This window comes from Crassaminicella indica (assembly GCF_019203185.1).
In the GTDB taxonomy this organism is placed as follows: Bacteria; Bacillota; Clostridia; order Peptostreptococcales; family Thermotaleaceae; genus Crassaminicella; species Crassaminicella indica.
Genome location: NZ_CP078093.1, coordinates 2,493,404 through 2,519,567, shown reverse-complemented (window position 1 = coordinate 2,519,567; position 26,164 = coordinate 2,493,404). Strand labels below are relative to the sequence as shown.

Sequence of the window (26,164 nt, the reverse complement as noted above, 5' to 3'; positions counted from 1 at the left end):
GAAATTTCATAAAAAATACGTTAAGAACCTTCATTGTTTGAACGAAGTGAGTTTTGAAGGTTTAGTATTTTTTCATGAAATGAAGTTTTGTTTTTTCAAAAGTTATCTGGAATGAACTATCTTTTATATTTCATTTTAAAGTTGTTTACCTATAGATTCAAAAACATCCTATAAAAATGTTAAAATAAAAAGAATAAATCTATTAAATATATTTGAAGAAAAGTTAGTATAAAATATATAATATACTTATCAAAAGAAAAGGAGCGAGTTTTGTGAGATTGCAAAAATATATAGCACATAGTGGGGTTGCTTCTAGAAGAAAAGCTGAAGAATTGATAAAACTAGGCAGAGTTAAAGTAAACAATAAAGTAATAAAAGACATGGGAGTTATTGTAGATCCACATAAAGATATTGTTTCTGTAGATCAAAAAATCATTCATTTAGAAAAAAACAAAATATATATTATGCTAAATAAACCAGAAGGTTATGTGACTACATTATCAGATGAATTTAATAGACCTACTGTAGTAGATCTTATAAAAAATATTCAAGAAAGAATATATCCCGTGGGAAGATTAGATTATGCTACTTCTGGTTTATTGATCATGACAAATGATGGAGATTTATCCTATAGATTAACGCATCCAAAGCATAAAATAAAAAAAACTTATATTGCTAAGATAAAAGGAATATTAAATAAAAAAGAACTTGCTTGCTTTCAAACAGGGATAGACATAGGAGGATATATTACTGCGCCTGCATTTATAGAGGTTTTAAAAAAAGAAAGAGCTACTAGCCTTGTGAAGGTAATGATTCATGAAGGAAAAAACAGGCAGATACGAAGAATGTTTGAAAAAATAAATCATCCAGTCTTACAATTAAAAAGGATTGCTATCGGAAAAATAAATTTAGAGAATTTACAAAAAGGAAAGTGGAGATATTTAACAGAAACAGAGATAAAATATTTAAAATCATGCATATAAAGATAAATATTTCGTTTTGAAGTTATTTATCTATAAGTTATTTTTATTATGCTAATAATTATCATAAAAGTTGAGTACGATATGGTTTAAACATTCTAAAAAGGAGTTGAGAGCATATGCTAGAAATCAAATCAGCTAGTCAAAAAGAAATATATATTATAAAAAAGCTGATAAAGGAGAGTAATTTAGATATAGAAGAGATCGAAGATTATATTAAAAATTGCATGGTTGCTTATGACAACAAACAGCCAGTTGCAGCTGCTGGATTTATACCTATAGAAGATATGGCGATCATAAAATTTGTAGTGGTTTCAAAAAACAGACGAAGAGAATATTTAGGAGATGGCATTGTAAAAGCTATTTTGAATTTAGCAGATAAGATGGGGATAAAAAAGGTATTTGTAAATACTGATAAAGAAGAACAATTTTTTATAAAATTAGGTTTTAAAGAAGTTGCTTTAGAAGAACTAAAGAAGGATTGTAGCAAGGGTCATATAATCAACCAATTAAATGAAAAGAAATTATTATATGTAGCTTTGCCAGATTATTTTTTAAAGGCATGTAAATTTCATAAATAAGATAGAGGTGAATTCATGGATATAAAGTATTTAATAAGACCTACAGAATTAGCTAAATATTTTTTAAAGGATGTTTTAAAAGAGGGTGATGTAGTAGTTGATGCTACAATGGGAAATGGAAATGACACGTTATTCTTAGCAAATATTGTTGGAGAAAAAGGAAAAGTTATTTCTTTTGATGTACAAGATTTAGCTATTGCTAATACAAAAAAATTACTTGAGAATAACCATATAAACAATGTAGATTTAATACAAGATGGACATGAAAATATGGATAAATATATTTGTGATGAAATAAGTGGAGGGATGTTTAATTTAGGTTATTTGCCAAAGGGAGATCACCATATTGTTACAAAGGGTGAAACGACAGTTGTTGCAATTGAAAAATGTTTAAAGTTTTTAAAGAGAAATGGTATGATTACTATGATTATATATCACGGACACTCTGAAGGAAAAATAGAAAAGGAACAGGTTATAAATTATATTGAAAACCTTGATCAAAGTAAATTTCATGTAATGAAGGTGGATTATATCAATCAAACAAAAGAATCTCCTATATTGATTACTATCATTAAAAAATAAAACTCCTGCAACTATGGAGTTTTATTAGCAGTTTAGATGTAGATATATGATATTTGGTTTATTGCTATGATATTTAATAACCTTTACCTTGCTATTGTTATTTATTTTATTTCCACATTTTAAACAATTGTATCTACTATACTTAATATAGGTTGTTTCTAATTGTAATGGAAGATTTCCGTATTTCTTCCAACTTTTCCAGCCTGTTTTACAAAGAGAGACGCGATTATCATAATCTGCATATACCCATCTTAGTAGTCTGTGAAAATGAAAAGGATATTTTGTATAGTTTAAAAATGCATGGGGAAGACCTAAAGAAATTGCATATTCTTCAAAAGTATTTTCAATTTTAGATTGAAGTGGTTCTTTTATTGAGGTACTAGAAAAATTATATTGGTTTTCTTTTAAAAATAATCTTAATTTATCAAACATATATCCTCTGCATATTTCAATTTTTTCATTTTTTGATACCTCTAATGTGTTAAGCAGTGAACGCGTGATATCGACTACTTTATCTAGATATAATTTTTTTTCAAAAGCATCACCATGATAAAATTCTAAAGGGATAATACCATAAACATACTCTTTTGTTTCTGTTCTCATAGCGCCAATACAAGTACCACCGATTAAACTGCCGCTTCCTGAGTCGTCAATTTGAATCAAATTTATCACTCCTAATGAATAAATGATTAGTTTTTATATTAGTATTTGTTTTATATAAAATTACTATTAAAATATTTGTATAATAAATATTATTATTATTGAAGGAGGAAAATATTTTGAAAATATTAATTACAAACGATGATGGTATTTTTGCAGAAGGAATATATAAATTAGCTTGTGCATTAAATAAAATTGGAGACGTTTATATTGTGGCACCAGATCGTCAAAGAAGTGCTACAGGACATGCGATAACCATGCATGAACCTCTTAGAGCTGAAAAAATTAAGTTTTTTGATAAAGATTTTCATGCATGGGCAGTTAGTGGAACTCCTTCAGATTGTGTAAAGCTTGCTGTAGAAGCTTTGATTTCAGAAAAAATAGATATTGTTTTTTCAGGAATTAATAAAGGCCCTAACTTAGGAACAGATGTACTTTATTCAGGAACTGTTTCTGCTGCTATAGAAGGTGCTATTTTAGGATATCCTGCTGTTGCTGTATCACTTGCAGATTTTAAAAATGTAAATTATGATGCTGCAGCAGAATTTAGCTGCATTGTAGCAAAAAAAATATTGAAAAATCCATTACCGCCGGATACGTTATTGAATATAAATATACCTAATTGTCAAAAGGAAAATATTAAAGGTGTTAATATTACAACACTAGGTGCTAGAAAGTATAAAAATTCGTTTATAGAGAGAATTGATCCAAGAGGACAGAGCTATTATTGGTTAGGTGGAGAAGTGATTGATGCAAAAAATAATGAAGGAACAGATATACATAGCATACAAAACAATTTTATTTCTATCACACCTATTCACTTTGATTTAACAAAATTTGATTTAATTGAACAAGTAAAACAATGGAATATAAAGGTGGAATAAAGGCGCAATATGCGCCTTTTTGTTCGGATAATTGTATACTATAATAACAGTAAACATGGATAAAAAAATCCGTGCGTACAATTTGAAGGAAAAATTGCATTATTGTATATTTTTCAAAAAATGTGAAATAAAAATTGCATTGCGACATTTTTTTTGTTATTATAACAATGTGGAAAACATTAACTTTGGAATGGAGTTGAATAGAATGGCAAACCAGAAGGAAAAGAAATTAATTGTAAAGCAAAGCTGGTGTAAGGGCTGTGGAATTTGTGTAGAATTCTGCCCTAAAAATGTTCTAGCTTTAAAACATGAAAAAGTTGAAATTGTAGATATGGAAAATTGTATTAAATGTGGCTTATGCGAACTGCGCTGTCCGGATTATGCAATTTATCTAGGAGGTATGGAAGATGAAAAATAATAACATAAAATTAATGCAAGGGAATGAAGCCGTTGTAGAAGGTGCTATTGCTGCAGGAATGCGTTTTTATGGAGGATATCCTATAACGCCTTCAACAGAAATTGCAGAAGGATCTGCACAAAAGCTTCCAAGAGTAGGCGGAAAATTTATCCAAATGGAAGATGAAATTGGTGGTATGGCTGCGACAATTGGGGCTGCACTTACTGGTGTAAAAGCTATGACTGCAACAAGTGGTCCTGGATTTTCATTAAAACAAGAAAATATTGGTTATGCAGCTATGGCGGAAATTCCATGTGTAATTGTTAATGTACAAAGACATGGCCCAAGTACTGGATTACCTACCTCTCCATCACAAGGTGATGTAATGCAAGCAAAATGGGGGACACATGGAGATCATCCTGTGATTGCATTAGCTCCATCATCAGTAAAAGAAGCGTTTGATATAACTGTTAGAGCTTTTAATCTTGCAGAAAAATATAGAACACCTGTAATTTTATTAATGGATGAGATTGTTGGGCATATGAGAGAAGGCATTAGAATTCCTGATGCTAGTGAATTAGAAATCGTTGATCGCAAAAAGCCAGCAGGAAATGGTGAAGATTATTTAGCTTATAAAGTTGCAGAGGGAGAAAGTGTACCTCCTATGGCAGGATTTGGTGACGGATATAGATATCATGTTACAGGACTTGTTCATGATGAATCTGGATTCCCAGTAAACAGCAATGCTGTAGCAGATAAGCTTTGTACAAGACTAATGACAAAGATTGAAGATAATATTGATGATATTGTAACATATGAAGAATTATATATGGAAGATGCAGAGATTGTTGTAGTATCTTATGGTGGAACAGCAAGAAGTGCAAAGAGTGCAGTGAAAAAAGCTAGAGAAAAAGGATTAAAAGTAGGTATGTTTAGACCAATTACAATCTGGCCTTTCCCTGAAAAACAAGTGAAAGAATTTGCACAAAAAGCAAAAGGTATAATTGTTGCAGAGCTTAATTATGGACAGTTAGTTTTAGAAGTTGAAAGAGTAGTAAAAGGTTCATCAGATATTTTCCATATTGGAAAAGTTGATGGGGATATTATTACTCCTGACGAGATATTATCTAAAATTGAGGAGGTAATTTAAAGTGGCTAGCGCATTAATTCAAAATAATTTTAGAATGGATAAATTACCACATATTTGGTGTCCAGGATGTGGACATGGAATTTTAATGAGAAGTATTGCACAAGCAATAGAAAATTTAGGTTTAGATAAGGATAAAGTATGTATTGTATCTGGTATTGGTTGTTCTTCAAGAGCACCTGGATATATGGATTTTAATACGCTTCACACTACACATGGTAGAGCTTTAGCTTTTGCAACAGGAGTAAAGTTAGCTAGACCAGAATTAGAAGTGATTGTAATCACTGGTGATGGTGATGCAACAGCAATCGGAGGAAATCATTTAATCCATGCTTGTAGAAGAAATATTAACATTACGACAATCGTTTTCAATAATAATATTTACGGAATGACAGGAGGTCAATATTCTCCAACAACTCCTACTGGAGAATTAGGTACTACAGCTCCTTATGGAAATATAGATAGACCATTTAATATTCCAGAATTAGCAGCTGCTGCAGGAGCAACATATGTTGCTAGAGGAACTGCTTATCATGCAAATCAATTAATAAAACTTGTAGAAAAAGGTATTCAAAACAAAGGATTCTCATTAATCGAAGGTGTTAGTGTATGCCCTACTTATTATGGAAGAAAGAATAAAAAAGGATCTGCTGTTGATATTATGAAGTGGCAAAAAGACCATGCAGTTGATGTTAAGGTAGCAGAAAAACTTTCTCCAGAGCAGCTTGAAGGAAAATTTTTAATTGGAGAATTCAAAAACGCTACAGCACCAGAATATACTGAAGAGTATCAAAAAATAATTGATAGATTTACAAAGGAGAGATAGTATGTCTAAGCAAATGGAATTAAGATTAACTGGTTCAGGTGGACAAGGTCTTATTTTAGGTGGAATAATCTTAGCTGAGGCAGCAATTATGGACGGTAAGAATGCTATTCAATCACAATCTTATGGCCCAGAAGCTCGTGGAGGTGCTAGTAAAGCAGAAGTTATTATTAGTACTGAAGAAATTGATTTTCCAAAGGTTCAAACAGCTGATCTTTTATTATCTTTAACACAAGTAGCCTGTGATAAATATGTTGATTTAATTGGAGAAGAAGGAGTATTGTTAGTTGATTCAACAGTAAAGGTACCTGAAAATGCAAAAGCTAGAGAAATTATTCAAATTCCAATACTAGAAACAGCTAGTGAAGTGATTGGAAAACCAATGGTTGCAAATATTATTGCAATTGGTGCTATTAATGCAATATTAAATATTGTATCAAAAGAATCGCTTGAAGCTGCAGTGTTAAATAGAGTACCAAAAGGAACAGAAGAACTAAATAAACGTGCTTTAGAAGAAGGCTACAAGCTTGGAGTTAAAGCATAAGTTTAGTTTAGAAAGGGAATTCCCATGAAAAATAATCATGCAGATTTAATCAAAGTTATTCAAAAAAATTTTTCAAGACTAAGTAAAGGTCAAAAACTGATTGCGCAATTTATTACGAATAATTATGATAAAGCAGCATTTATGACTGCTTCAAAATTAGGAAGTAGAGTAGGTGTTAGTGAATCTACGGTGGTAAGATTTGCTAATGCATTAGGCTACGATGGGTATCCACAGCTACAAAAAGAACTACAAGAATTAATTAAAACTAAATTAACAACTGTTCAAAGATTAGAAATGTCAACTGATTATTCAAATGAAGGTGCTGTGCTAAAAAAGGTATTAAAAGCAGATATGGACAATATTAAAGCTACTATTGAAGAAATAGATGATGAAGTTTTTCAAGAGGTAGTAAATAATATTTTTAAAGCTAAAAGAATTTATATCTTAGGGCTAAGAAGTTCAAGCACGTTAGCAGAATATCTAGGGTTTTATTTGAATTTGATTCTAGATAATGTGAAAATTGTAACAGCAGGAGTTAGTGACATTTATGAACAGATGCTCAGAGTTGGAAAAGATGATTTAGTCATTGGTATTAGTTTTCCAAGATACTCTACAAATACATTAAATGCATTAAATTATACAAAGGAATTAGGTGCTACTGTAGTAGGCATTACAGATAGTCAAGTTTCGCCGATTGCATCGATTTCTGATTATACACTAGTTGCAAGAAGTAATATGGTTTCTTTTGTAGATTCATTAGTTGCTCCATTAAGTTTAATTAATGCATTAGTAGTTGCGGTGGGTATGAGAGAAAAGTCTGAGATCTCAAGCACTTTTGATAGATTAGAAAAGATTTGGGAAAAGCATAATGTTTATAATAATAAAAATACACTATAGTGACAATATATAAAAAACTACGGAATTCCGTAGTTTTTTATATATTATTATATGTTTTATCTTCATATAAAAATGGAGAAAATAATTAGAAAGACTTTATTTAATGGTATAATAGATTTGATATTTTAAGGGGGGAAAATATGACAAGATTATATCTGATAAGACATGGACAAACAAAATGGAATATTGAGTCTAGAGCACAAGGATCTAAAAACGTAGAGCTTACAGAAGAAGGGCGTAATCAAGCTGTACTCTTAGCGAAAAGCATGAAAAAATATAGAATTGATGCTATTTATAGTAGTGATTTAGATAGGGCATATGAAACAGCTAAGATTCTTGGAAAAACAATGAATTTAGAAGTAAAAAAAATTGATGGATTAAGAGAAATGTCTTTTGGAGAATGGGAAGGGTTAACAAATGAAGAAATCCAAAGGAGTTATCTTAAAGATTATACAGTATGGCGAAATGAACCTCATAAAGCTATTATTCCAGGAGGAGAAAAGCTTTTAGAGGTACAAAAAAGAGGATTAAAGGCAATTTATGATATTGTAAAAGAAAATGAAAATAAGAATATAGTTGTTGTATCTCATGGTGTTATAATAAAATCTATTATACTTGGGTTAATGGATATAGATCTTTCTTATTTTTATAAAATAAGACAAGATAATACTTGTATGAATGTAATCGAATATAAATCTTATGGACCAGTATTAGTAACATTAAATAATACTTGTCATTTAGAAAATATGAAGTAAAGGGTGATAAATCATTGGAAAAAGTAGTCGTGATAGGAGGCGGCGCTGCTGGCATGATTGCAGCAGGTACTGCTGCATCTAGAGGAAAGCATGTTATACTGCTAGAAAAAAATGATAAACTGGGAAAGAAAATTTATATTACGGGTAAAGGAAGATGCAATATTACAAATTATAGTGATATTGAAGAATTATTAAATCATGTAACAACTAATAAAAATTTTTTATATAGTGCTTTTTATACCTTTACTAATGATGATATAATCAATTTGCTTAATAAATATGGTACTCCTACAAAGATTGAGAGAGGAAATAGAGTATTTCCAAAGTCAGACAAGTCAAGTGATGTCATTAAAGCTTTAGAAAAATACATGGTATCCTATGGTGTGGATATAAAATTAAATACAGAAGTAAAAGAAATATTAACAAAAGATCAAAAAATCTTTGGTGTGAAACTATCTAATAATAAAATTATAAATTGTGATAAAATTATTATTGCCACAGGTGGAATTTCTTACCCTTCTACTGGTTCAACAGGAGATGGATACAGATTTGCTAAAGAAATGGGTCATAATATTAAGCCGTTAAAGCCTGCTTTAGTGCCTTTAGAGGTAGAAGAAGATTGGGTTAAACAGCTGCAAGGATTATCATTAAAAAATGTTTTACTCAAAGCAGTTTATAATAATAAGGAAATTCATTCAGAATTTGGGGAAATGATTTTTACTCATTTTGGTATATCTGGTCCAATTGTTTTGAGTATGAGCAGTTATATTAGCAACTATTTAAAAAATAAAAAAATTCAAGTGTTTTTAAATCTTAAGCCAGCTTTAGATGAAGAGAAATTAGATAAAAGAATTATAAGGGATTTTGACAAATATTCTAGAAAACAGTTTAAAAATGCTCTAAGTGATTTACTGCCTTCTAAGATAATTCCTATAATTATTCAGTTATCAGGAATACAAGAAAATAAATATGTAAACCAAATTACAAAGGATGAGAGAAAAAGATTAGTAGATTTATTGATGAATTTATCAATGACTATTACGAAGACAAGACCTGTAAAAGAAGCAATTATAACATCAGGAGGAATTAATGTAAAAGAAATTAATCCATCTACTATGGAGTCTAAGAAAATGGAAGGTGTATATTTTGCAGGAGAAGTACTGGATGTAGAAGCTTTGACAGGAGGATATAATCTTCAGATTGCCTTTTCAACTGGATATTTGGCAGGAATTAGCGTATAAGTAGCTTATGGAGGGTAATTATGTCACAAAAAATAGTAGACAATTCAAAAAAAATTGAGAAAAATATTTTAAAGTTATTAATAATTGCATCCATTCTTCTAATGATATGTCAAATTTTACATAAGTTTGAAAATGGTCATATTTTATTAAGAAAAGAAATTATACTAAGGAAAGGAAGAATTGTATGGACAATATAAGTATTGCTTTAGATGGTCCAGCAGGAGCAGGAAAGAGTACTATAGCCAAGATAATTGCTAAACGTAAAAATTTAACATATATAGATACAGGAGCTATGTATAGAGCTATTGCATTAAAAATATTAAGAGAAGGAATTGATATAGATAAAGAAGAAAGTATACAAAAGGTATTATCGGCAAGTAGTATTGATCTAGAAGGAAATGATATTTTTCTTGATGGGCAATTAGTTACTGAAGAAATTCGCACTCCAAAAGTGAATAATTTTGTTTCACATGTAGCGAGAATTCCTTTAGTAAGAATGAAGATGGTAGAGCTTCAAAGGAGCATAGCAGCAAATAAAAATGTTATCATGGATGGAAGAGATATAGGAACTTATGTAATTCCTAATGCTACATATAAATTTTACTTAACAGCATCTATAGAAGAAAGAGCGAAAAGAAGATTTATTGAGTTAAGAGATAAAGGGTTTGATACAACTATAGAAATTGTTAAGGAAGAAATAAAAAATAGAGATAAAATCGATATAGAAAGAGAATTTGCTCCATTAAGAAAAGCAGAAGATGCTATTGAAATTGATACAACTGGAAAATCTATAGAAGATGTGGTTGAAGAGATTTTAAATTATATGAAATAATAGATATTTTATTTGTTTTTTTGTTTCTTTTAAGAAGGACTTTTGTAATAATATGTAGAATTTAATAAAAATAAGCTTAGGAGGGATAATAATATTGAAAATAATTATTGCTGACAATGCAGGATTCTGCTTTGGTGTAAAACAAGCTATGAATAAGACTATTAATGCTATTGGTAATAATAACAGCAAAAAAATATATACCTATGGACCTTTAATACATAATAATCAAGTTATCAAAAGATTGCAATGCAGGGGGGTTTTTTCTGTAGAGAACTTAGAAGATGCTAAAGATAATATTTTAATAATTCGTTCTCATGGAGTACCACTGTATATATATGATTTAGCTAAGAATTATAATATTGAAATTATTGATGCGACTTGTCCTTTTGTGAGAAAAGTTCAAAAAACTGCAAAAGAATATTATGATAAAGGGTATACGATTGTTATTATAGGAAATCCTAAGCATCCAGAAGTCATAGGTATTAATGGGTGGTGTAATAATGATGCATATATTGTTCAAAATGTAGAAGATATTGATAAAATTAAACATTTGGATAAAATATGCGTTGTAGCACAAACAACTATAACATTGGAATTGTGGAATCATATAGTTGAAAAGCTTGAGAAAAAAGCAAAAAGTTTAGAAAAATTCAATACTATTTGTACAGCAACAAGGGAAAGACAAGAAGCATGTGCTGATGTTGCAAAAAAAGTGGATGCAATGATTGTCATTGGTGGATTTCATAGTTCAAATACTCAAAAACTTGTACAAATAGGGAAAATGTATTGTAAAAATACTTATCATATAGAAACTGCTGAGAAATTACCAATAGAAGAACTTAAAAATTTAAATAAAATTGGAGTAACAGCCGGAGCATCTACACCGGACTGGATTATTAAGGAGGCTATACAAAAAATGAATAACATGGAACATGAGAATAATGAAATGATGAAAATGATGGAGGAAATTGAAAGCAGTTTAACAGTGCCTAGAAGAGGAAGCATAGTTAAAGGTACTGTTATTCATGTTACAGATAAGGAGATCATGGTTAATATTGGATATAAAGCAGATGGAATTATTCCTAAAAATGAAATTTCCAATGATCCTCTAGTAAATCCTCATGATATTGCAAAAGAAGGAGATACAATTGAAACTTATGTGTTAAGAACAGATGATGGAGAAGGAAATGTACTTTTATCTAAGAAAAGAGTAGATGCTGAAAAGAATTGGGAAGATTTAGAAGAAGTAGAAAAGAAAAATAGTACATTAAAAGTAAAAGTTCTTCAAGTTGTTAAAGGTGGAGTTATTGCTATATATAAGGAAATTACAGGTTTTATACCAGCATCACAATTATCAACTAGTTATGTAAGTGATTTACAAGAATATGTTGGAAAGGAACTTCATGTAAAAATTATAGAATTAAATTTAAGAAAGAAAAAAGTTGTATTTTCAAGAAGAGTAGTAAAAGAAGAAGAAAATGAGATTAAGAGACGTATGTTATGGGAAAATATAGAAAAAGGTAAAGTGATTGAGGGTGAAGTAAAAAGATTAGCGGATTTTGGAGCTTTTGTTGATATTGGTGGTATAGATGGATTAGTTCATATTTCAGATCTTTCATGGGGCAAAGTAAAGCATCCAAAAGATGTTGTAGCGATAGGTGATAAGATCAAAGTTGTTGTATTAGATTTTGATAAAGAAAATAATAGGATTTCATTAGGCCTTAAGCAGACAACTCCTGAGCCATGGGGAAATGTAGAAGAAAAATATAGTGTTGGTGATATTGTAGAAGGAAAGGTTGTAAAGTTAGTAGATTTTGGAGCTTTCGTTGAACTTGAGCCAGGTGTAGATGGGTTAGTGCATATTTCTCAAATATCCGAGAGACACATTGCAAAACCTTCTGAGGAAGTACATGTTGGTCAAAAAGTAAAAGTGAAAATATTAGATTTAAATAAGGAAAATAAACGAATTAGTTTAAGCATGAAAGAGGTTGTAGAAGCTACAAATGATACAAATGTAGAAATGATCAATGATAATGAACCAACAACAATAGGTGAGATTTTAGAATCTAAAGAATAAGGAAGAGAGATCTTCCTTATTTTTTTCTTGAAATTTATAGCGATTTATAAGAAAATATAAGTAAGTTATATTCGACAAAATTTATAATAATAAAGGGGACGAAAAATGAGGAATTATGAAAAGTTTAAAGAAAAAATATATAAAAAAACGGGAATTAATTTATCTTATTATAAAGAAAGACAAATGAAAAGAAGGATTGACTCTTTAATTAAAAGAAACAATTTTACAAACTATGAAGATTATTATGATGCTATTACTAAGGATAAAAAGCTTTTTGAGGAATTCATTAATTATCTTACAATAAATGTATCAGAATTTTTTAGGAATCCAAGTCAATGGACAATTTTGCAAAAGGAAATATTTCCTACCCTTTTGAAGAATAAAAAAACTCTAAAGATTTGGAGTGCTGCATGTTCTACTGGTGATGAGCCATATTCACTTGTAATGGCATTAAGTGAACTAGTACCCTTAAGTTCTATAAAAATATTAGCTACAGATATTGATAAAGAAGTAATCAATAAAGCTAAGAATGGTATATATTCTAAAAAGAGTATTGAAAATGTACCAAAGCATTTGGCAAACAAATATTTTGAAAAGATTGGAGAATCTTATAAAATTAGTGAAGAAATTAAAAAGTGCGTACAATTTAAGCAACATAATCTATTAAAAGATCCATATCCTGATAAATGCGATTTGATTGTATGTAGAAATGTGATGATTTATTTTACAGAAGAATCTAAAGAAATTATGTATAAAAAATTTCATGATGCATTAAATGACGATGGAATACTATTTGTTGGAAGTACGGAACAGATTATTTTACCTACTAGATACAATTTAGATTCGTATAGAACTTTTTTTTATAAAAAAATTAAATAGCTTAAATTTCAACAGAATGCTATATATTCTTACAAATATATAGCATTTTTTACTTTGTATATAATAAAGCATGTATAATACTGACTGAATTTGCTATTGAAATACATACGTATGAGAGAGGATTTAAATTATTAATCAAGAATAGTAAAAATAGATGGGAGGGATGTACGTGGTAGATAAAGATAAAAGATATTCTATTTCTGAAGTCAGTAAAATAACAGGATACGAACCTCATGTGTTAAGATATTACGAAAATGATTTTAATCTAGATATACCAAGAATAGATTCTAATCGGAGATATTATACTTATAAGGAAATTGAACAATTCATTTATATAAAAGAACTTCAACAAAAAGGTTTAACTAATAAACAGATAAAGCTTGTTCTTGAATCGCCAGAATTAGTTGTATCTGGTTCAAATGAAGTAGCTGCTACTAGTTCAGAGGAGCTGAGTATTATAGAAGATTATTCTTCGGAGATGGTACAAATGCTATGTACTCGTATAAATGAATCAATTCATAATAATATTAGTTCTAAGCTCGAAGAAACGAAGGATGAGATTATAGACTATTTAGATGCTATGTTAAAAGGAAGAGATGAATCAGAACATATGGATTCAATACGAAAAGAAAAGGATGTTTTGATATGTGAAAATGCTAGATTGAAGATGAAGGTAAAGGAAAAAAGCTATGAATTAGCTCAGTTAAAGGAAAAAATGCGTCACTTGAATCAAAAGAAAGTTCCGTTTTGGAAAAAATTATTTTCAAAATAAATTAGTCAAAAAAATAATTGATCAGTGCACAAAATTCTGAAAATTGAACGCAAATATTCTATTTTTATGTATTGTTAAAAAATTAAAATCATTCAAAAAATAACTGCAATATTTTTCCTAAATATGGTATAATACATTTAAGACAAGCACTAATTATTAGTGTAGCTATAAACAAAAAATTTTAAGATGAGGTGATTGACATGATAGTAGGAATTCCAAAGGAAATTAAAAACAATGAGAACAGAGTGGCTATAACACCTGCTGGCGTAGAAGCTTTTGTAAAAGCAGGACACAAAGTTATCATTGAAAACAATGCTGGTGTGGGTAGTGGTTTTAGCAATGAAGCCTATGAAAATGCAGGTGCAAAAATAATTCCTACCCCTAAGGAAGTATTTGATCAAGCTGATATGATTATCAAAGTTAAGGAACCTCTAAAAGAAGAATACGATTACTTTAAAGAAGGACAAATATTATATACATATTTACATTTAGCTCCTGAACCAGAATTGACTAAAGCATTGATAGAAAAGAAAGTAGTTGGTATTGCTTATGAAACAGTACAACTTGAAGATGGCTCTTTACCACTACTTACTCCAATGAGTATGATTGCAGGAAGAATGGCAACACAAATTGGAGCTCAATTCTTAGAAAAGCATGAAGGAGGAAAAGGTGTATTACTTGGTGGTGTACCTAGTGTTGCTCCAGCTGAAGTTGTAATAATAGGTGGAGGTATTGTTGGTACAAATGCAGCTAAAATGGCTGTTGGTCTTGGTGCAAATGTAACTATTCTAGATGTTAATATGCAAAGGCTTATCTATTTAGATGATATTTTTGGTGGAAAAGTAAAAACTGTTATGTCAAATAGCTACAATATTGCACAAGCTGTTAGAAAAGCAGATTTAATAATTGGTGCGGTATTAATTCCTGGTGCAAAAGCTCCTCGTTTGGTAACTGAAGATATGGTTAAAACAATGGAACCAGGGTCTGTGATCGTTGACGTTGCTATTGATCAGGGTGGTTCTATTGAAACAATTGATAGAATTTCAACACATGACAATCCAACATATGAAAAATTTGGTGTTCTTCACTATGCTGTTGCAAATATGCCAGGTGCAGTAGCAAGAACCTCTACATTGGCATTAACAAATGCTACTTTAAAATATGGATTAGATATAGCTAATAAAGGTTATTTAGCAGCTATTAAGGAAGATAAAGCATTAGCTAAAGGTGTTAATGTAATTGATGGAAAAATTACTTTTGAAGCAGTAGCAAAAGCACATAATCTTCCATATATTCCGCTTGAAGAAATTATAAAATAATATGCTTTTTCAGAATATTTAAAAAGGTTGAACTAAATTAAGAAGATGATTTCTGCATTAAATAGAAATCATCTTCTTTTAGTTTCGATAGATAACAAATCAGTAGATATCTTTTTCAAAGAATAAACTTTTATGGTATAATGTATTGAAATAATACTTGTAAATATGTTAATAATATATGTAGCAATATACATATTTGAGGAGGTTTTTTAGTTTGAAAAATGACAAAGAAACAAGAAGAAATATAAACGTTGCTCCAGAAGAATTGAAAGAGCAGGAAAAATACATAGAAAAAATAGCAGAGCAAAACATAGAATATTATCAAATGACAGGAAATAAAAAATGTGTATATTTAGTAACATACGGTTGTCAGATGAACGAGCACGATTCTGAAACATTATTAGGAATGCTTGATCATATGGGATACATTGAGACTAGTGATATAAATGAAGCTGATTTAGTAATTTATAATACTTGCTGTGTTCGTGAAAATGCTGAACTAAAGGTTTATGGAAATTTAGGACAATTAAAAAATATGAAAAAAGAAAAAAAAGATATGATCATAGCTGTTTGTGGTTGTATGATGCAGCAACCTCACGTAGTCAAAGAAATTAAAAGGAAATATAAACATGTAGATATAGTATTTGGTACTCATAATTTATATAAATTTCCTCAATTACTGTCAGAAGGTATTCAGTCAGAAAATATGGTTGTAGATGTATGGGATGAGGAAGGAAGAATTGTGGAAGGACTTCCAGCTATAAGAAAACATAAATTAAAAGCATTTGTAAATATTATGTATGGATGTAATAACTTTTGTACTTACTGCATTGTCCCTTATACTAGGGGGAGAGAAAGAAGCAGAAAGCCTGAAGATATTTTAAATGAAATTAAAAAATTGGTAGCTGATGGTACAAGGGAAGTTACACTTTTAGGACAAAATGTAAACTCCTATGGAAAAACCTTAGATGAAGATATCGATTTTGCAGGTCTTTTATATCGAATAAATGAAATAGATGGGTTAGAAAGAATAAGGTTTATGACATCTCATCCTAAAGATTTATCTTTTAGATTAATAGAAGCTATGAGAGATTGTGAAAAGGTATGTGAGCATATACATTTACCTGTACAAGCAGGAAGTACAAATGTATTAAAAAAGATGAATAGACACTATACAAAGGAAAAGTATCTTGAATTAGTTAATGCTTTGAAAAAAGAGATTCCTAATATAACGATCACAACAGATATCATTGTTGGATTTCCAGGAGAAACTGAAGAAGACTTTGAAGAAACATTAGATTTAATAAAGAAAGTTGAATATGATTCTGCTTTTACTTTTATTTATTCTATTCGAGAAGGAACGCCTGCTGCTAAATTTGAGGATCAAGTGCCTGATCATATAAAACATGAACGCTTTGAAAGGTTATTAGCTGTTTTAAATCCAATTGTTGCTGAAAAAAATAGTAAATTTAAAGATCACGTTGTAGAAGTTTTAGCAGAAGGATATAGTAAAACAGATAAAACTAAGCTCATGGGACGTACAAGAACTAATAAGCTTGTAAATTTTACAGGGCCTAAAGATTGTATTGGAAAACTTGTAAAGGTAAAGATTACAGAGCCTAAAACATTTAGTTTAAATGGTGAATTTATTGATGAAAATTAAAATGTGAAAACCAGGGAGAACCCTGGTTTTATATAGTTTATGATATGATAGTGATATTATGTTTGATAGGAGGAATTTTATGAGTAAATTAACTCCAATGATGAAACAATATTTGGATTTAAAGGAAAAATATAAAGATTGTATTTTATTTTTTCGATTAGGTGATTTTTATGAGATGTTTTTTGATGATGCGATTTTAGCTTCAAAGGAGTTAGAAATAACATTAACAGGTAGAGATTGCGGATTAAAAGAAAGAGCGCCAATGTGTGGAGTGCCTTATCATTCTGCAGAAAATTATATTGCAAGATTAATTGAACGAGGCTATAAGGTTGCTATTGGTGAGCAAGTAGAAGAACCATCTCAATCGAAGGGAATTGTAAAAAGAGAAGTTGTCAGAGTGATTACCCCAGGGACAGTAATAGATAGTCATATGCTTGATGAAAAAGAAAATAATTATATTATGTCAATATATATAGATGAGAATGGAGCAGGTATATCCTTTGCAGATGTATCAACAGGTGAATTAAAGACAACAGAATTTATAGATGATAAATACATAGATCATTTATTAGATGAAATTGCTAAAGTTAATCCGAAAGAAATTATTATTAATACATTAGAATTTGATAAATGTAATTTAAAATCAGAAATCACAAGGGTTTCTACTCCATATATAGATGTATTTGATACTTGGACTTTTGAGAAAGATTATGCTATTAAAAAAATCAAGTCACATTTTAATATTTTAGGAATAGAAGGCTTTGGAATAGAGGATAAACATTATGTTATTTCATCTATAGGGGCGTTATTTGAATATCTAGAAAAAACTCAAAAAAACTCTTTACTCCATATCAATCATATAAGCTATTATGCATCTGAGGCTTTTATGATTTTGGATAAGTCTACTAGGAGAAATCTAGAGCTTACTGAAACGATGAGAGGAAAAAAGAGGAAGGGCTCTTTACTTTGGGCATTGGATAAAACAAATACAGCTATGGGAGGAAGAACCTTAAAAAAATGGGTAGAAGAGCCTCTGAAGGATGTTCATGAAATACAATTAAGATTGGATGCTGTAGAAGAATTAAAAGATGCTATGTTAATCCGAGAGGACTTAAAGGATTTACTTAAAAATGTGTATGATCTTGAAAGATTGGTAGTAAGAGTATCTTATGGAAATGCCAATGCTAGGGATTTAATTGCATTAAAATTATCTCTTAAAGCTTTACCTAAGATAAAAGAGCTATTAGATTCTTTTAATGGAACTAAACTAAAAAAAATATTAAATAATATAGATCTAGTAGAAGAGGTAAAAGAATTAATAGAAAAATCTATTATGGATGAGCCTCCAGTTACAATAAAAGAGGGAGGAATTATTAAAAAAGGATATCACTCTGAGCTAGATGAATTAAGAGAAATTGTAACAAACAGTAAAGAGTGGATTGCAAACTTAGAAAGTAATGAAAAAAATAATACAGGAATTAAATCATTAAAAATAGGATTTAATAAGGTATTTGGCTATTATTTAGAAGTAACAAAATCAAATTTAAACTTAGTACCAGAGCATTATATTAGAAAACAAACACTTGCAAATGCAGAAAGATATATTACACCTGAATTAAAAGAAGCAGAGGCTAAAATATTAGGGGCAGAGGATAAAATAATAGAATTAGAGTATCAAATTTTTGTAAATGTTCGAGAAAAAATAAAAAGATATACAAAGAAGATCCAAGATACAGCTACAGCTATAGCCTCTTTAGATGCTTTAGTATCCTTTGCGGAAGTGAGCGATCGTTTTGGTTATACTAAACCAAAAGTGAATCATGAACTACTTATAGCTATTGAAAATGGAAGACATCCTGTTGTAGAGAGAACAATGAATGCAGACATGTTTATAGGAAATGATACTTATCTAGATGGGGAGGAAAATAGATTTTCAATTATTACAGGACCAAATATGGCTGGAAAGTCTACTTATATGAGGCAAGTTGCTTTAATTGTATTAATGGCACAAATAGGATGCTTTGTTCCAGCAGATAATGCAACTATTGGAATTGTAGATAGGATTTTTACAAGGGTAGGAGCATCAGATGATCTTGCACAAGGACAAAGTACATTTATGGTTGAAATGAGTGAACTTGCTAACATTTTAAATAATGCAACTAAGAATAGTCTAATAATTTTAGATGAAATAGGAAGAGGTACAAGCACTTATGATGGGTTAAGCATTGCTTGGGCTGTAGTTGAACATATTAGTTCAAAGGAAATTTTAGGGGCAAGAACCTTATTTGCTACGCATTATCATGAATTAACAGAATTAGAAGGACTATTAGAAGGTGTAAAAAATTATTGTATTTCTGTAAAAGAAATGAATGATGATATAATTTTTTTAAGAAGGATTATAAGAGGTAGTGCAGATCAAAGCTATGGGATTCAAGTAGCAAAGCTTGCAGGAGTTAGGGATGAAGTTATTCATCGAGCGAAAAAGATTTTAATTCAGCTAGAAGAAAATGACCTAAATCATAAAACTATAAAAGATAAGGTTGAAAAAGATACTGTACAAGAAGAAATAGCTGTAGTATGTGAAGATCAAATAAGTTTATTTAATAATAATAATCAAATGATTGTAGAAGAATTAAGAAAAATAGATATTTTAGATATAACTCCTATGGAAGCTATGAACTATTTATATAAACTCGTAAAAATAGCTCAAAACAGAGGGGTGTAATGGAATGCTCAAAAGAATTCATAGACTTGAAAAAGAAATAGCTAATAAGATAGCAGCAGGAGAAGTGGTTGACCGACCTAGTTCTGTTGTAAAAGAATTAGTTGAAAATGCTATAGATGCAAAGGCATCTAGGATTATTATCGAAATTAAAGATGGTGGTAAAAGCTATATAAGAATTACAGATAATGGAATAGGTATTCATAAAGAAGATGTAAGGATTGCATTTGAAAGACATGCTACTAGTAAAATCAAAGATGTTGAGGATTTGAATACTATTTTATCATTAGGATTTAGAGGAGAAGCATTAGCAAGTATTGCAGCTGTATCTCAAGTTGAATTAATATCAAAGACAAGAGATGTAGAATCAGGTACTTATTTAGAATTACATGGAGGGCAAATTATAGAGCATAAAGATATAGGATGTCCTAATGGGACTACTTTTGTTATAAAAAATTTATTTTATAATGTACCAGCAAGACTTCAATTTATGAAGTCAAAGGCTACAGAAACAAGTCATATAAGTGATTTAGTTAGTAAATATGCTTTAGCATATCCAGATATTTCTTTTCGATTTATAAACAATGGATCTATTGTATTTACAACATCTGGTTCAAGTAGTATTGTGAATAATATTGCAAGTATTTATGGAAAAGAAATAGCGAAGAGTATGTTTTACACATCTAATAGGCAAAAAGACTTATATATAGAAGCATATATTTCAAAGCCAACTTTAACAAGAGGAAATAAGCAGTTGCAGGTATTTTTTGTAAATGGTCGTTATGTAAAAAATCAAATTCTTAGTGATGCTATAGAAGAAGCCTATAAAACGCTTATTACAGTTAATAGATTTCCTATATGTTTTATTTATTTAACAGTTTCTCCAAACAGTATAGATGTGAATATACATCCCACAAAAACAGAAATTCGATTTGATAATGAATTAAGGATTAAAGATTTTGTAGTAAATACACTAAAGAAAAGACTTCTTAAGGAAAATCTAATTCCAAGTGTAAGCTTTGAAAGACCTAAGAAAAAAGAAGACGGTTATCAAGAAAGGATATTAGATTTACCTGTACTGAAAGAGTCTAGTGAATTGGATAAAACAAAAATTATTAAAAAAGAAGATGAATGGATCAATCCTGTAAATACAAGAGATGAAAGTTTAGTTTGTGAGGATAAATCAAGCTATCATGCAAATAATAAAACAGAACAAAAGCTTACAGGAGCTTTTTCTGAAAAAGAAAATATTAAAGTTGCAAATCAAAATTTTCACAAGGATATAAAGAACAAAGATTTCAAAACCAACAATACATTAATAGATGAAAGAAAGTACAATAAAAATAAAGAAAAGATTCAAGGGATTCGTATATTAGGACAGCTTTTTAATACATATCTAATAGGACAAGATGAAGCGTCTATGTATTTAATTGATCAACATGCAGCACATGAAAGAATTATATATGACAGATTATTAAAGAATTATCAAGCACAGTCTCCTGTTAGTCAAAAATTGCTAGCACCTATTTTAATAGAGTTATCCCTTGGAGAATTTGAAATGGTAAAAAAAAATAAGAACATATTTATTAGTTTAGGGTTTGAAATAGAAGAATTTGGGATAAATTCATTAATTATAAGATCTGTACCTGTTGTTTTTGGTAAACCAGAAGCAAAAAAGTTTTTTATAGAGATTGTTGATAATCTTAAAAAAGATATTCAATCTAGTTATGATATAAAAATAGAAAAAATAATATCCATGTCATGTAAACAGGCTATTAAGGCAAATGATCAATTAGCTCCTTTAGAGATTGAAGAACTTATGAAGCAGTTATCTGAGCTTGAAAATCCATATACATGTCCTCATGGAAGACCAGTTATTATATCTATGAGTAAATATGATATTGAAAAGAAATTCAAGAGAATATAGGAGGAAGATTATGAAAAAACCTCTTTTAATTATCGTTGGACCTACTGCAGTTGGCAAAACAGAAATATCTATTAATGTTGCAAAAAGATTAAATGGTGAGATCATTTCTGCAGACTCTATGCAGGTTTATAAATATATGAATATTGGTAGTGCAAAACCAACAGAAGAAGAAAAATCAGGAATTCCTCATTATCTAATGGATGAAATTGATCCTAGAGAACGGTTTTCTGTAGCAGATTTTCAGGAAAAAGCAAAGGAATATATTGATAAGATCATTGAAAAAAACAAGCTACCTATTGTTGTTGGAGGAACAGGATTATATGTGAATGCTCTTATATACAATATTGACTTTACACAAACTACTTCTGATTGGACATTTAGAAAAAAATTAGAAGATTTGGCACAAAAATTTGGAAATGAATATTTGCATCAAAAGCTCTTTGAAAAGGATAAAGAGGCAGCTGCTCGTATTCATCCTAATAATATAAAAAGAGTGATTAGAGCATTAGAGGTTATTGAAAATGGGGGAAGAATAAAAGACTTTAAGAATGCTTTAATAGAAAATGAAGAATATAATTATGTGTTAATAGGGCTAATAAGAGATCGTCAAGAGCTCTATGAAAGAATAAATATGAGAGTAGATTTAATGATAAAATGTGGTCTAATTGAAGAAGTAAAGGATTTAATGAAGCTTGGATTAGATGAAGAAGATATATCTATGAAAGGATTAGGTTATAAGGAGATTATTCGTTATCTAAAAGGAGAATATGATTTGGAAGAAGCTATAAGCCTTTTGAAAAGAGATACACGTCGTTATGCAAAAAGGCAGATAACATGGTTTAAAAGATATGACCAAATAAAATGGTTTGATTTTTGTGATTACAAGTCAAAACAAGAATTAGAAGAGGATATTATAAAATATGTAGAAGGAAATTTAAATCTTTTATAGAATATTTTAACTAATGACATCATTTTAGGAGGGGTATTTATGAAAAATGCAATAAATCTTCAAGATATATTCTTGAATCAGGTAAGGAAAGAACATATGCCTATAACCGTATACTTGATCAATGGGTTTCAAATAAAGGGAACTGTAAAGGGTTTTGACAGCTATACTATTGTAATAGATAGTGATGGAAGACAGCATATGATTTATAAGCATGCTATTTCAACTATTACACCGTTAAAGGCTATTAATTTTGTACAAAATAAAAAACAAGAGCAAGAAAATGAATAAATAAGAAAAATAAGGGCAACAAAATGTTGTTCTTATTTTTTTGAAAAGATATGTTATTATTCTCTTTATGTAGGTCAAATTGATAATGATGAATGAATGTGTTAAAATACAGAAGGATTGCATGGTTGACAGCTTATAGATTTTAAATTAGTAAAAGCATATATAATGGATGGTGATAGGATGAAAAGACATATAAAAGATTTTTTAAAAGAAAAAATGCATATAAATAGTAAAATATATAATTTAGCTTTAGAAGTAGAAAAAGAGATTGAAGAAAGCTTTAAAAAGATTGATGAAGTAAAAGAATATAATCAATACAAAGTACTAAAAATCATGCAAGATGCAAGGATCAGTGATACACATTTTAATTGGAATACGGGATATGGATATAATGATGCAGGTAGAGAAGCTATCGAAAAGGTTTATGCAAATCTTTTTAAAACAGAAGATGCTATTGTAAGACCTACTATTGTGAATGGTACTCATGCATTAACTTTGTGTCTTACTGGAATACTTCGTCCGAATGATGAGATTGTATCTGCAACAGCAAGACCTTATGATACCTTAGAAGAGGTCATAGGAATCAGAGGAGAGGGAAAGGGTTCATTAAAAGAATTTGGTGTAAGTTACAGACAAGTAGATTTTAAAGAAAATGGAGAAGTAGATTTAGAATTATTAGCAAAATCTATTACAGAAAAGACAAAGATGGTTTACATACAAAGATCAACAGGATACAGCTGGAGAAAGGCATTAATGATTGAGGATATCAAAAAGATTGTAAAAACGGCTAAATCTATTAAACCAGATGTAATTTGTATGGTTGATAACTGCTATGGAGAGTTTTTAGATATATTAGAACCTACTGAAGTAGGAGTAGATATTATGGCAGGCTCTTTAATTAAAAATCCTGGTGGAGGATTAGCTTTAACAGGAGGGTACATTGTAGGAAGAAAAGATCTTATAGAATTGATTTCCTATAGAATGACTTCTCCTGGGATCGGAAAAGAATGTGGATTAACATTTGGGCTTACAAGAAGTATGTTTCAGGGACTTTTTATGGCACCAAAAGTTGTTAGTGAAGCGATAAAAGGATCTATTTTTTGCGCAAGAATTTTTGAAAAATTAGGATATGAAGTGTCGCCAAGATATAATGAAGTTAGAAGTGATATTATTCAGTCTATAAAGCTTGGAAGCCCTGAAGGGGTGATTGCTTTTTGTCAGGGAGTTCAAGCAGCTGCTCCTGTAGATTCTTTTGTAACACCAGAGCCTTGGGATATGCCTGGATATGATAGCCCTGTGATTATGGCAGCAGGAGCTTTTGTACAAGGTTCTTCTATAGAACTAAGTGCAGATGCACCGATTAAAGCGCCATATATTGTATATTTTCAAGGAGGGCTTACATATGAGCATGCAAAATATGGTGTGATGAAAGGAATTCAGGTTATGGTGGATAAAGGATGTATAAAGTTAACATAATATAAGGGATTGATAAATTTAAACTATTGTGGTTAACGAAAGACTACAATAGTTTTTTTATAATAATTGGTAAATTGTAGATAATTAGAAAACATGATATAATTCAACTGAAGAAAAACATGTTTTAGTAACGGAAATATTAGATAAAATAATGGAGGGATTATTTATGAAGATTACAACGATCATAGAGAATTCTTTAGGGAATAATCAAAATCTACACAATGAACACGGACTTTCTTTTTTTATTGAAACACCAGAGGGAAATATTTTATTTGATACAGGAAAAACAGGAGATTTTATTGAAAATGCAAAAGCATTAGGTATTGATTTAAAAAAGACAGATGTTTTAGCGCTTAGTCATGCACATTATGATCACTGTGGAGGGGTTAGAAAATTTTTGGAGCATTTTGATGTTCAACCAGAATTTTATATAAGTGAAAATTTTTTTAAAAATAGTAATAAATATTATTGTTCAGATGAAAAGCAAAATTTAGATTTTACTGCAGATGATTCAGGATGTAGATATATCGGAATTAATTTTGATGAATCGTTTATAAAAGAAAAACAATTAAAGATTAAGTATGTAAATCGTGATATAGTGAAGGTTCGTGAAAATGTATATATTTTTACGAACTTTGAAAGAATATATGATTTTGAAGAGTTAAATCCACATATGCGATTTAAAAGAGGAAATGAATATTTATTAGATCATTTTGATGATGAAATAACTTTAGGATTAGACACTCAAAAAGGATTGATTATTTTATTAGGTTGTTCTCATCCTGGTGTTCTGAATATAGTGGATACAATTGCTAAAAGAACAGGAAAGAATATTTATGGGATTATTGGTGGAACTCATCTTGTAGAAGCTGATGAAGAGCGTATAAATAAAACAATAGAAAAATTAAAAGAAAAAAATATTAAGATGATTGGTGTATCTCATTGTACTGGTGAAAAAGCAATTCAAATATTTAAGGAAAATTGTGATAATTTTTTTGTAAATAATACAGGAACTATTTTAGAATTATAAAGAATTAGCACTATGGCTGAAAAACCCACCTATATACTAAATTGTAGGTGGGTTTTAGATTTACAATTTCCTAAAGACTCCTTTTACTAAACCTAAAATTCGAACATCTTTTGTAATAATAGGATTCATAGAAGGATTTTCAGGCTGTAATCGAATATAATCTTTTTCTTTGTAAAATTTTTTTACTGTTGCTTCATCTTCAATCATAGCTACTACAATATCACCGTTATGTGCAACTTGTTGCTGTTTTACAAGAACATAATCTCCATCTAATATTCCTGCGTTAATCATGCTAGTTCCTTTTATGATTAACATAAAATAGTTATTGTCATCTATAAAATCACGTGGTACAGGGAAAGAATCTTCAATATTTTCAACAGCTAAAATAGGTTGACCAGCGGTGACTTTTCCTACAATAGGTACTTGAATAATTTCTTTTGTAGGGATTATATTTGAATCATCTGCTAATATTTCTATTGCTCTAGGTTTTGTAGGATCTCGCCTAATATAACCATTCTTCTCAAGTTTGGATAAATGTCCATGAACAGTAGAAGGGGATTTCAAACCAACAGCTTTACATATTTCTCGAACTGAAGGAGGATAACCTTTTGTTTTAACTTCGTTTTTTATATAATTAAGAATTTTTTCTTGTTGTTTTGAAATATTGTATGACAAGAGAAACACCTCGCTAGTTTTTTATTAATTATAGCATACAATCATTACCATATCAAACATTTGT

Annotated in this window: 26 protein-coding genes; 24 read left to right on the top strand and 2 right to left on the bottom strand. The window is 29.7% G+C overall.

The window, feature by feature from the left end; genetic code table 11:
- Positions 1-272: 272 nt before the first annotated feature.
- From KVH43_RS12015 to mnmM, 3 genes are all read left to right on the top strand, one after another.
- The gene (locus KVH43_RS12015) at positions 273-983 is read left to right on the top strand and encodes a pseudouridine synthase (protein ID WP_218282758.1); all 711 of its coding nucleotides are present in this window, start codon (positions 273-275) and stop codon (positions 981-983) included.
- Positions 984-1,099: 116 nt separating this feature from the next.
- A complete protein-coding gene (locus KVH43_RS12010) occupies positions 1,100-1,561 on the top strand; it encodes a GNAT family N-acetyltransferase (protein ID WP_218282757.1) in 462 nt (153 codons plus the stop codon).
- Between the two features lie 15 nt (positions 1,562-1,576).
- Positions 1,577-2,143 (top strand): tRNA 5-(aminomethyl)-2-thiouridylate-methyltransferase MnmM, encoded by a 567-nt coding sequence (gene mnmM, locus KVH43_RS12005; RefSeq protein WP_218282756.1) that lies wholly within the window; start codon positions 1,577-1,579, stop codon positions 2,141-2,143.
- A gap of 24 nt (positions 2,144-2,167) precedes the next feature.
- Here the strand turns inward: mnmM and KVH43_RS12000 are convergent, their stop codons facing one another.
- Complete coding sequence (locus KVH43_RS12000) at positions 2,168-2,806, bottom strand: hypothetical protein (RefSeq protein ID WP_218282755.1); 639 nt, start codon at positions 2,804-2,806, stop codon at positions 2,168-2,170.
- Positions 2,807-2,922: 116 nt separating this feature from the next.
- On the opposite strand from KVH43_RS12000, the gene surE reads away from it, so the two are divergent.
- The 21 genes from surE to KVH43_RS11895 all read left to right on the top strand — a co-directional run bounded on the left by surE (position 2,923) and on the right by KVH43_RS11895 (position 25,425).
- Positions 2,923-3,687 (top strand): 5'/3'-nucleotidase SurE, encoded by a 765-nt coding sequence (gene surE, locus KVH43_RS11995; RefSeq protein ID WP_218282754.1) that lies wholly within the window; start codon positions 2,923-2,925, stop codon positions 3,685-3,687.
- A gap of 205 nt (positions 3,688-3,892) precedes the next feature.
- Positions 3,893-4,105 (top strand): 4Fe-4S binding protein, encoded by a 213-nt coding sequence (locus KVH43_RS11990; RefSeq protein ID WP_218282753.1) that lies wholly within the window; start codon positions 3,893-3,895, stop codon positions 4,103-4,105.
- Positions 4,095-5,234, top strand: coding sequence for a 2-oxoacid:acceptor oxidoreductase subunit alpha (locus tag KVH43_RS11985; protein ID WP_218282752.1), 1,140 nt, complete (start codon positions 4,095-4,097; stop codon positions 5,232-5,234). Before KVH43_RS11990 ends, KVH43_RS11985 begins: the two co-directional genes overlap by 11 nt.
- Positions 5,235-5,268: 34 nt before the next feature.
- Positions 5,269-6,057 carry a 2-oxoacid:ferredoxin oxidoreductase subunit beta gene (locus KVH43_RS11980; protein ID WP_218284165.1) on the top strand — a complete coding sequence of 263 codons (789 nt, stop codon included), beginning with the start codon at positions 5,269-5,271 and terminating at the stop codon, positions 6,055-6,057.
- 1 nt (position 6,058) lies between these two features.
- The gene (locus KVH43_RS11975) at positions 6,059-6,598 is read left to right on the top strand and encodes a 2-oxoacid:acceptor oxidoreductase family protein (protein ID WP_218282751.1); all 540 of its coding nucleotides are present in this window, start codon (positions 6,059-6,061) and stop codon (positions 6,596-6,598) included.
- 24 nt (positions 6,599-6,622) lie between these two features.
- Positions 6,623-7,495 carry a MurR/RpiR family transcriptional regulator gene (locus KVH43_RS11970; RefSeq protein WP_218282750.1) on the top strand — a complete coding sequence of 291 codons (873 nt, stop codon included), beginning with the start codon at positions 6,623-6,625 and terminating at the stop codon, positions 7,493-7,495.
- A gap of 140 nt (positions 7,496-7,635) precedes the next feature.
- Positions 7,636-8,250: a histidine phosphatase family protein gene (locus KVH43_RS11965; protein WP_218282749.1), complete on the top strand. Its 615-nt coding sequence runs from the start codon at positions 7,636-7,638 to the stop codon at positions 8,248-8,250.
- A gap of 14 nt (positions 8,251-8,264) precedes the next feature.
- The gene (locus KVH43_RS11960; protein WP_218282748.1) at positions 8,265-9,491 is read left to right on the top strand and encodes a BaiN/RdsA family NAD(P)/FAD-dependent oxidoreductase; all 1,227 of its coding nucleotides are present in this window, start codon (positions 8,265-8,267) and stop codon (positions 9,489-9,491) included.
- A 20-nt stretch (positions 9,492-9,511) separates the two neighbouring features.
- Complete coding sequence (locus KVH43_RS11955; protein ID WP_218282747.1) at positions 9,512-9,688, top strand: hypothetical protein; 177 nt, start codon at positions 9,512-9,514, stop codon at positions 9,686-9,688.
- On the top strand, positions 9,676-10,323 hold the full coding sequence (gene cmk / locus KVH43_RS11950; RefSeq protein WP_218282746.1) for a (d)CMP kinase: 648 nt from the start codon (positions 9,676-9,678) through the stop codon (positions 10,321-10,323). The genes KVH43_RS11955 and cmk overlap by 13 nt, the downstream gene beginning before the upstream one ends.
- A 94-nt stretch (positions 10,324-10,417) precedes the next feature.
- The gene (locus KVH43_RS11945) at positions 10,418-12,400 is read left to right on the top strand and encodes a bifunctional 4-hydroxy-3-methylbut-2-enyl diphosphate reductase/30S ribosomal protein S1 (protein ID WP_218282745.1); all 1,983 of its coding nucleotides are present in this window, start codon (positions 10,418-10,420) and stop codon (positions 12,398-12,400) included.
- A 105-nt stretch (positions 12,401-12,505) separates the two neighbouring features.
- Entirely contained in the window at positions 12,506-13,279 is a 774-nt protein-coding gene (locus tag KVH43_RS11940; RefSeq protein ID WP_218282744.1) for a CheR family methyltransferase, read from the top strand.
- A 169-nt stretch (positions 13,280-13,448) separates the two neighbouring features.
- The gene (locus tag KVH43_RS11935) at positions 13,449-14,051 is read left to right on the top strand and encodes a MerR family transcriptional regulator (protein WP_218282743.1); all 603 of its coding nucleotides are present in this window, start codon (positions 13,449-13,451) and stop codon (positions 14,049-14,051) included.
- Positions 14,052-14,251: 200 nt separating this feature from the next.
- Positions 14,252-15,370, top strand: a complete 1,119-nt coding sequence (ald, locus tag KVH43_RS11930) for an alanine dehydrogenase (RefSeq protein WP_218282742.1) — start codon at positions 14,252-14,254, stop codon at positions 15,368-15,370.
- Positions 15,371-15,695: 325 nt separating this feature from the next.
- Positions 15,696-17,033 carry a tRNA (N6-isopentenyl adenosine(37)-C2)-methylthiotransferase MiaB gene (gene miaB / locus KVH43_RS11925; RefSeq protein WP_218284164.1) on the top strand — a complete coding sequence of 446 codons (1,338 nt, stop codon included), beginning with the start codon at positions 15,696-15,698 and terminating at the stop codon, positions 17,031-17,033.
- Positions 17,034-17,112: 79 nt separating this feature from the next.
- On the top strand, positions 17,113-19,758 hold the full coding sequence (gene mutS / locus KVH43_RS11920) for a DNA mismatch repair protein MutS (RefSeq protein ID WP_218282741.1): 2,646 nt from the start codon (positions 17,113-17,115) through the stop codon (positions 19,756-19,758).
- Between the two features lie 4 nt (positions 19,759-19,762).
- Positions 19,763-21,682 (top strand): DNA mismatch repair endonuclease MutL, encoded by a 1,920-nt coding sequence (gene mutL, locus KVH43_RS11915; RefSeq protein WP_218282740.1) that lies wholly within the window; start codon positions 19,763-19,765, stop codon positions 21,680-21,682.
- Positions 21,683-21,692: 10 nt separating this feature from the next.
- Positions 21,693-22,631, top strand: coding sequence for a tRNA (adenosine(37)-N6)-dimethylallyltransferase MiaA (gene miaA, locus KVH43_RS11910; protein WP_218282739.1), 939 nt, complete (start codon positions 21,693-21,695; stop codon positions 22,629-22,631).
- A 39-nt stretch (positions 22,632-22,670) separates the two neighbouring features.
- Complete coding sequence (gene hfq, locus KVH43_RS11905) at positions 22,671-22,919, top strand: RNA chaperone Hfq (protein WP_218282738.1); 249 nt, start codon at positions 22,671-22,673, stop codon at positions 22,917-22,919.
- 180 nt (positions 22,920-23,099) lie between these two features.
- A complete protein-coding gene (locus tag KVH43_RS11900; RefSeq protein ID WP_218282737.1) occupies positions 23,100-24,395 on the top strand; it encodes a methionine gamma-lyase family protein in 1,296 nt (431 codons plus the stop codon).
- A gap of 166 nt (positions 24,396-24,561) precedes the next feature.
- A complete protein-coding gene (locus KVH43_RS11895; RefSeq protein WP_218282736.1) occupies positions 24,562-25,425 on the top strand; it encodes an MBL fold metallo-hydrolase in 864 nt (287 codons plus the stop codon).
- A gap of 60 nt (positions 25,426-25,485) precedes the next feature.
- Here KVH43_RS11895 and lexA read toward each other — a convergent pair whose 3' ends face one another.
- Complete coding sequence (gene lexA, locus KVH43_RS11890; RefSeq protein ID WP_218282735.1) at positions 25,486-26,100, bottom strand: transcriptional repressor LexA; 615 nt, start codon at positions 26,098-26,100, stop codon at positions 25,486-25,488.
- Positions 26,101-26,164: the final 64 nt, after the last annotated feature.

Excerpts from the sequence above, each read along its gene's own strand:
- KVH43_RS12010 (WP_218282757.1), top strand. The coding sequence starts at position 1,100 with ATGCTAGAAATCAAATCAGCTAGTCAAAAAGAAATATATATTATAAAA.
- mnmM (WP_218282756.1), top strand. The coding sequence starts at position 1,577 with ATGGATATAAAGTATTTAATAAGACCTACAGAATTAGCTAAATATTTT.
- KVH43_RS11990 (WP_218282753.1), top strand. The coding sequence starts at position 3,893 with ATGGCAAACCAGAAGGAAAAGAAATTAATTGTAAAGCAAAGCTGGTGT.
- KVH43_RS11985 (WP_218282752.1), top strand. The coding sequence starts at position 4,095 with ATGAAAAATAATAACATAAAATTAATGCAAGGGAATGAAGCCGTTGTA.
- KVH43_RS11980 (WP_218284165.1), top strand. The coding sequence starts at position 5,269 with ATGGATAAATTACCACATATTTGGTGTCCAGGATGTGGACATGGAATT.
- KVH43_RS11975 (WP_218282751.1), top strand. The coding sequence starts at position 6,059 with ATGTCTAAGCAAATGGAATTAAGATTAACTGGTTCAGGTGGACAAGGT.
- KVH43_RS11970 (WP_218282750.1), top strand. The coding sequence starts at position 6,623 with ATGAAAAATAATCATGCAGATTTAATCAAAGTTATTCAAAAAAATTTT.
- KVH43_RS11965 (WP_218282749.1), top strand. The coding sequence starts at position 7,636 with ATGACAAGATTATATCTGATAAGACATGGACAAACAAAATGGAATATT.
- KVH43_RS11955 (WP_218282747.1), top strand. The coding sequence starts at position 9,512 with ATGTCACAAAAAATAGTAGACAATTCAAAAAAAATTGAGAAAAATATT.
- cmk (WP_218282746.1), top strand. The coding sequence starts at position 9,676 with ATGGACAATATAAGTATTGCTTTAGATGGTCCAGCAGGAGCAGGAAAG.
- KVH43_RS11940 (WP_218282744.1), top strand. The coding sequence starts at position 12,506 with ATGAGGAATTATGAAAAGTTTAAAGAAAAAATATATAAAAAAACGGGA.
- ald (WP_218282742.1), top strand. The coding sequence starts at position 14,252 with ATGATAGTAGGAATTCCAAAGGAAATTAAAAACAATGAGAACAGAGTG.
- miaB (WP_218284164.1), top strand. The coding sequence starts at position 15,696 with ATGACAGGAAATAAAAAATGTGTATATTTAGTAACATACGGTTGTCAG.
- mutS (WP_218282741.1), top strand. The coding sequence starts at position 17,113 with ATGAGTAAATTAACTCCAATGATGAAACAATATTTGGATTTAAAGGAA.
- mutL (WP_218282740.1), top strand. The coding sequence starts at position 19,763 with ATGCTCAAAAGAATTCATAGACTTGAAAAAGAAATAGCTAATAAGATA.
- miaA (WP_218282739.1), top strand. The coding sequence starts at position 21,693 with ATGAAAAAACCTCTTTTAATTATCGTTGGACCTACTGCAGTTGGCAAA.
- hfq (WP_218282738.1), top strand. The coding sequence starts at position 22,671 with ATGAAAAATGCAATAAATCTTCAAGATATATTCTTGAATCAGGTAAGG.
- KVH43_RS11900 (WP_218282737.1), top strand. The coding sequence starts at position 23,100 with ATGAAAAGACATATAAAAGATTTTTTAAAAGAAAAAATGCATATAAAT.
- KVH43_RS11895 (WP_218282736.1), top strand. The coding sequence starts at position 24,562 with ATGAAGATTACAACGATCATAGAGAATTCTTTAGGGAATAATCAAAAT.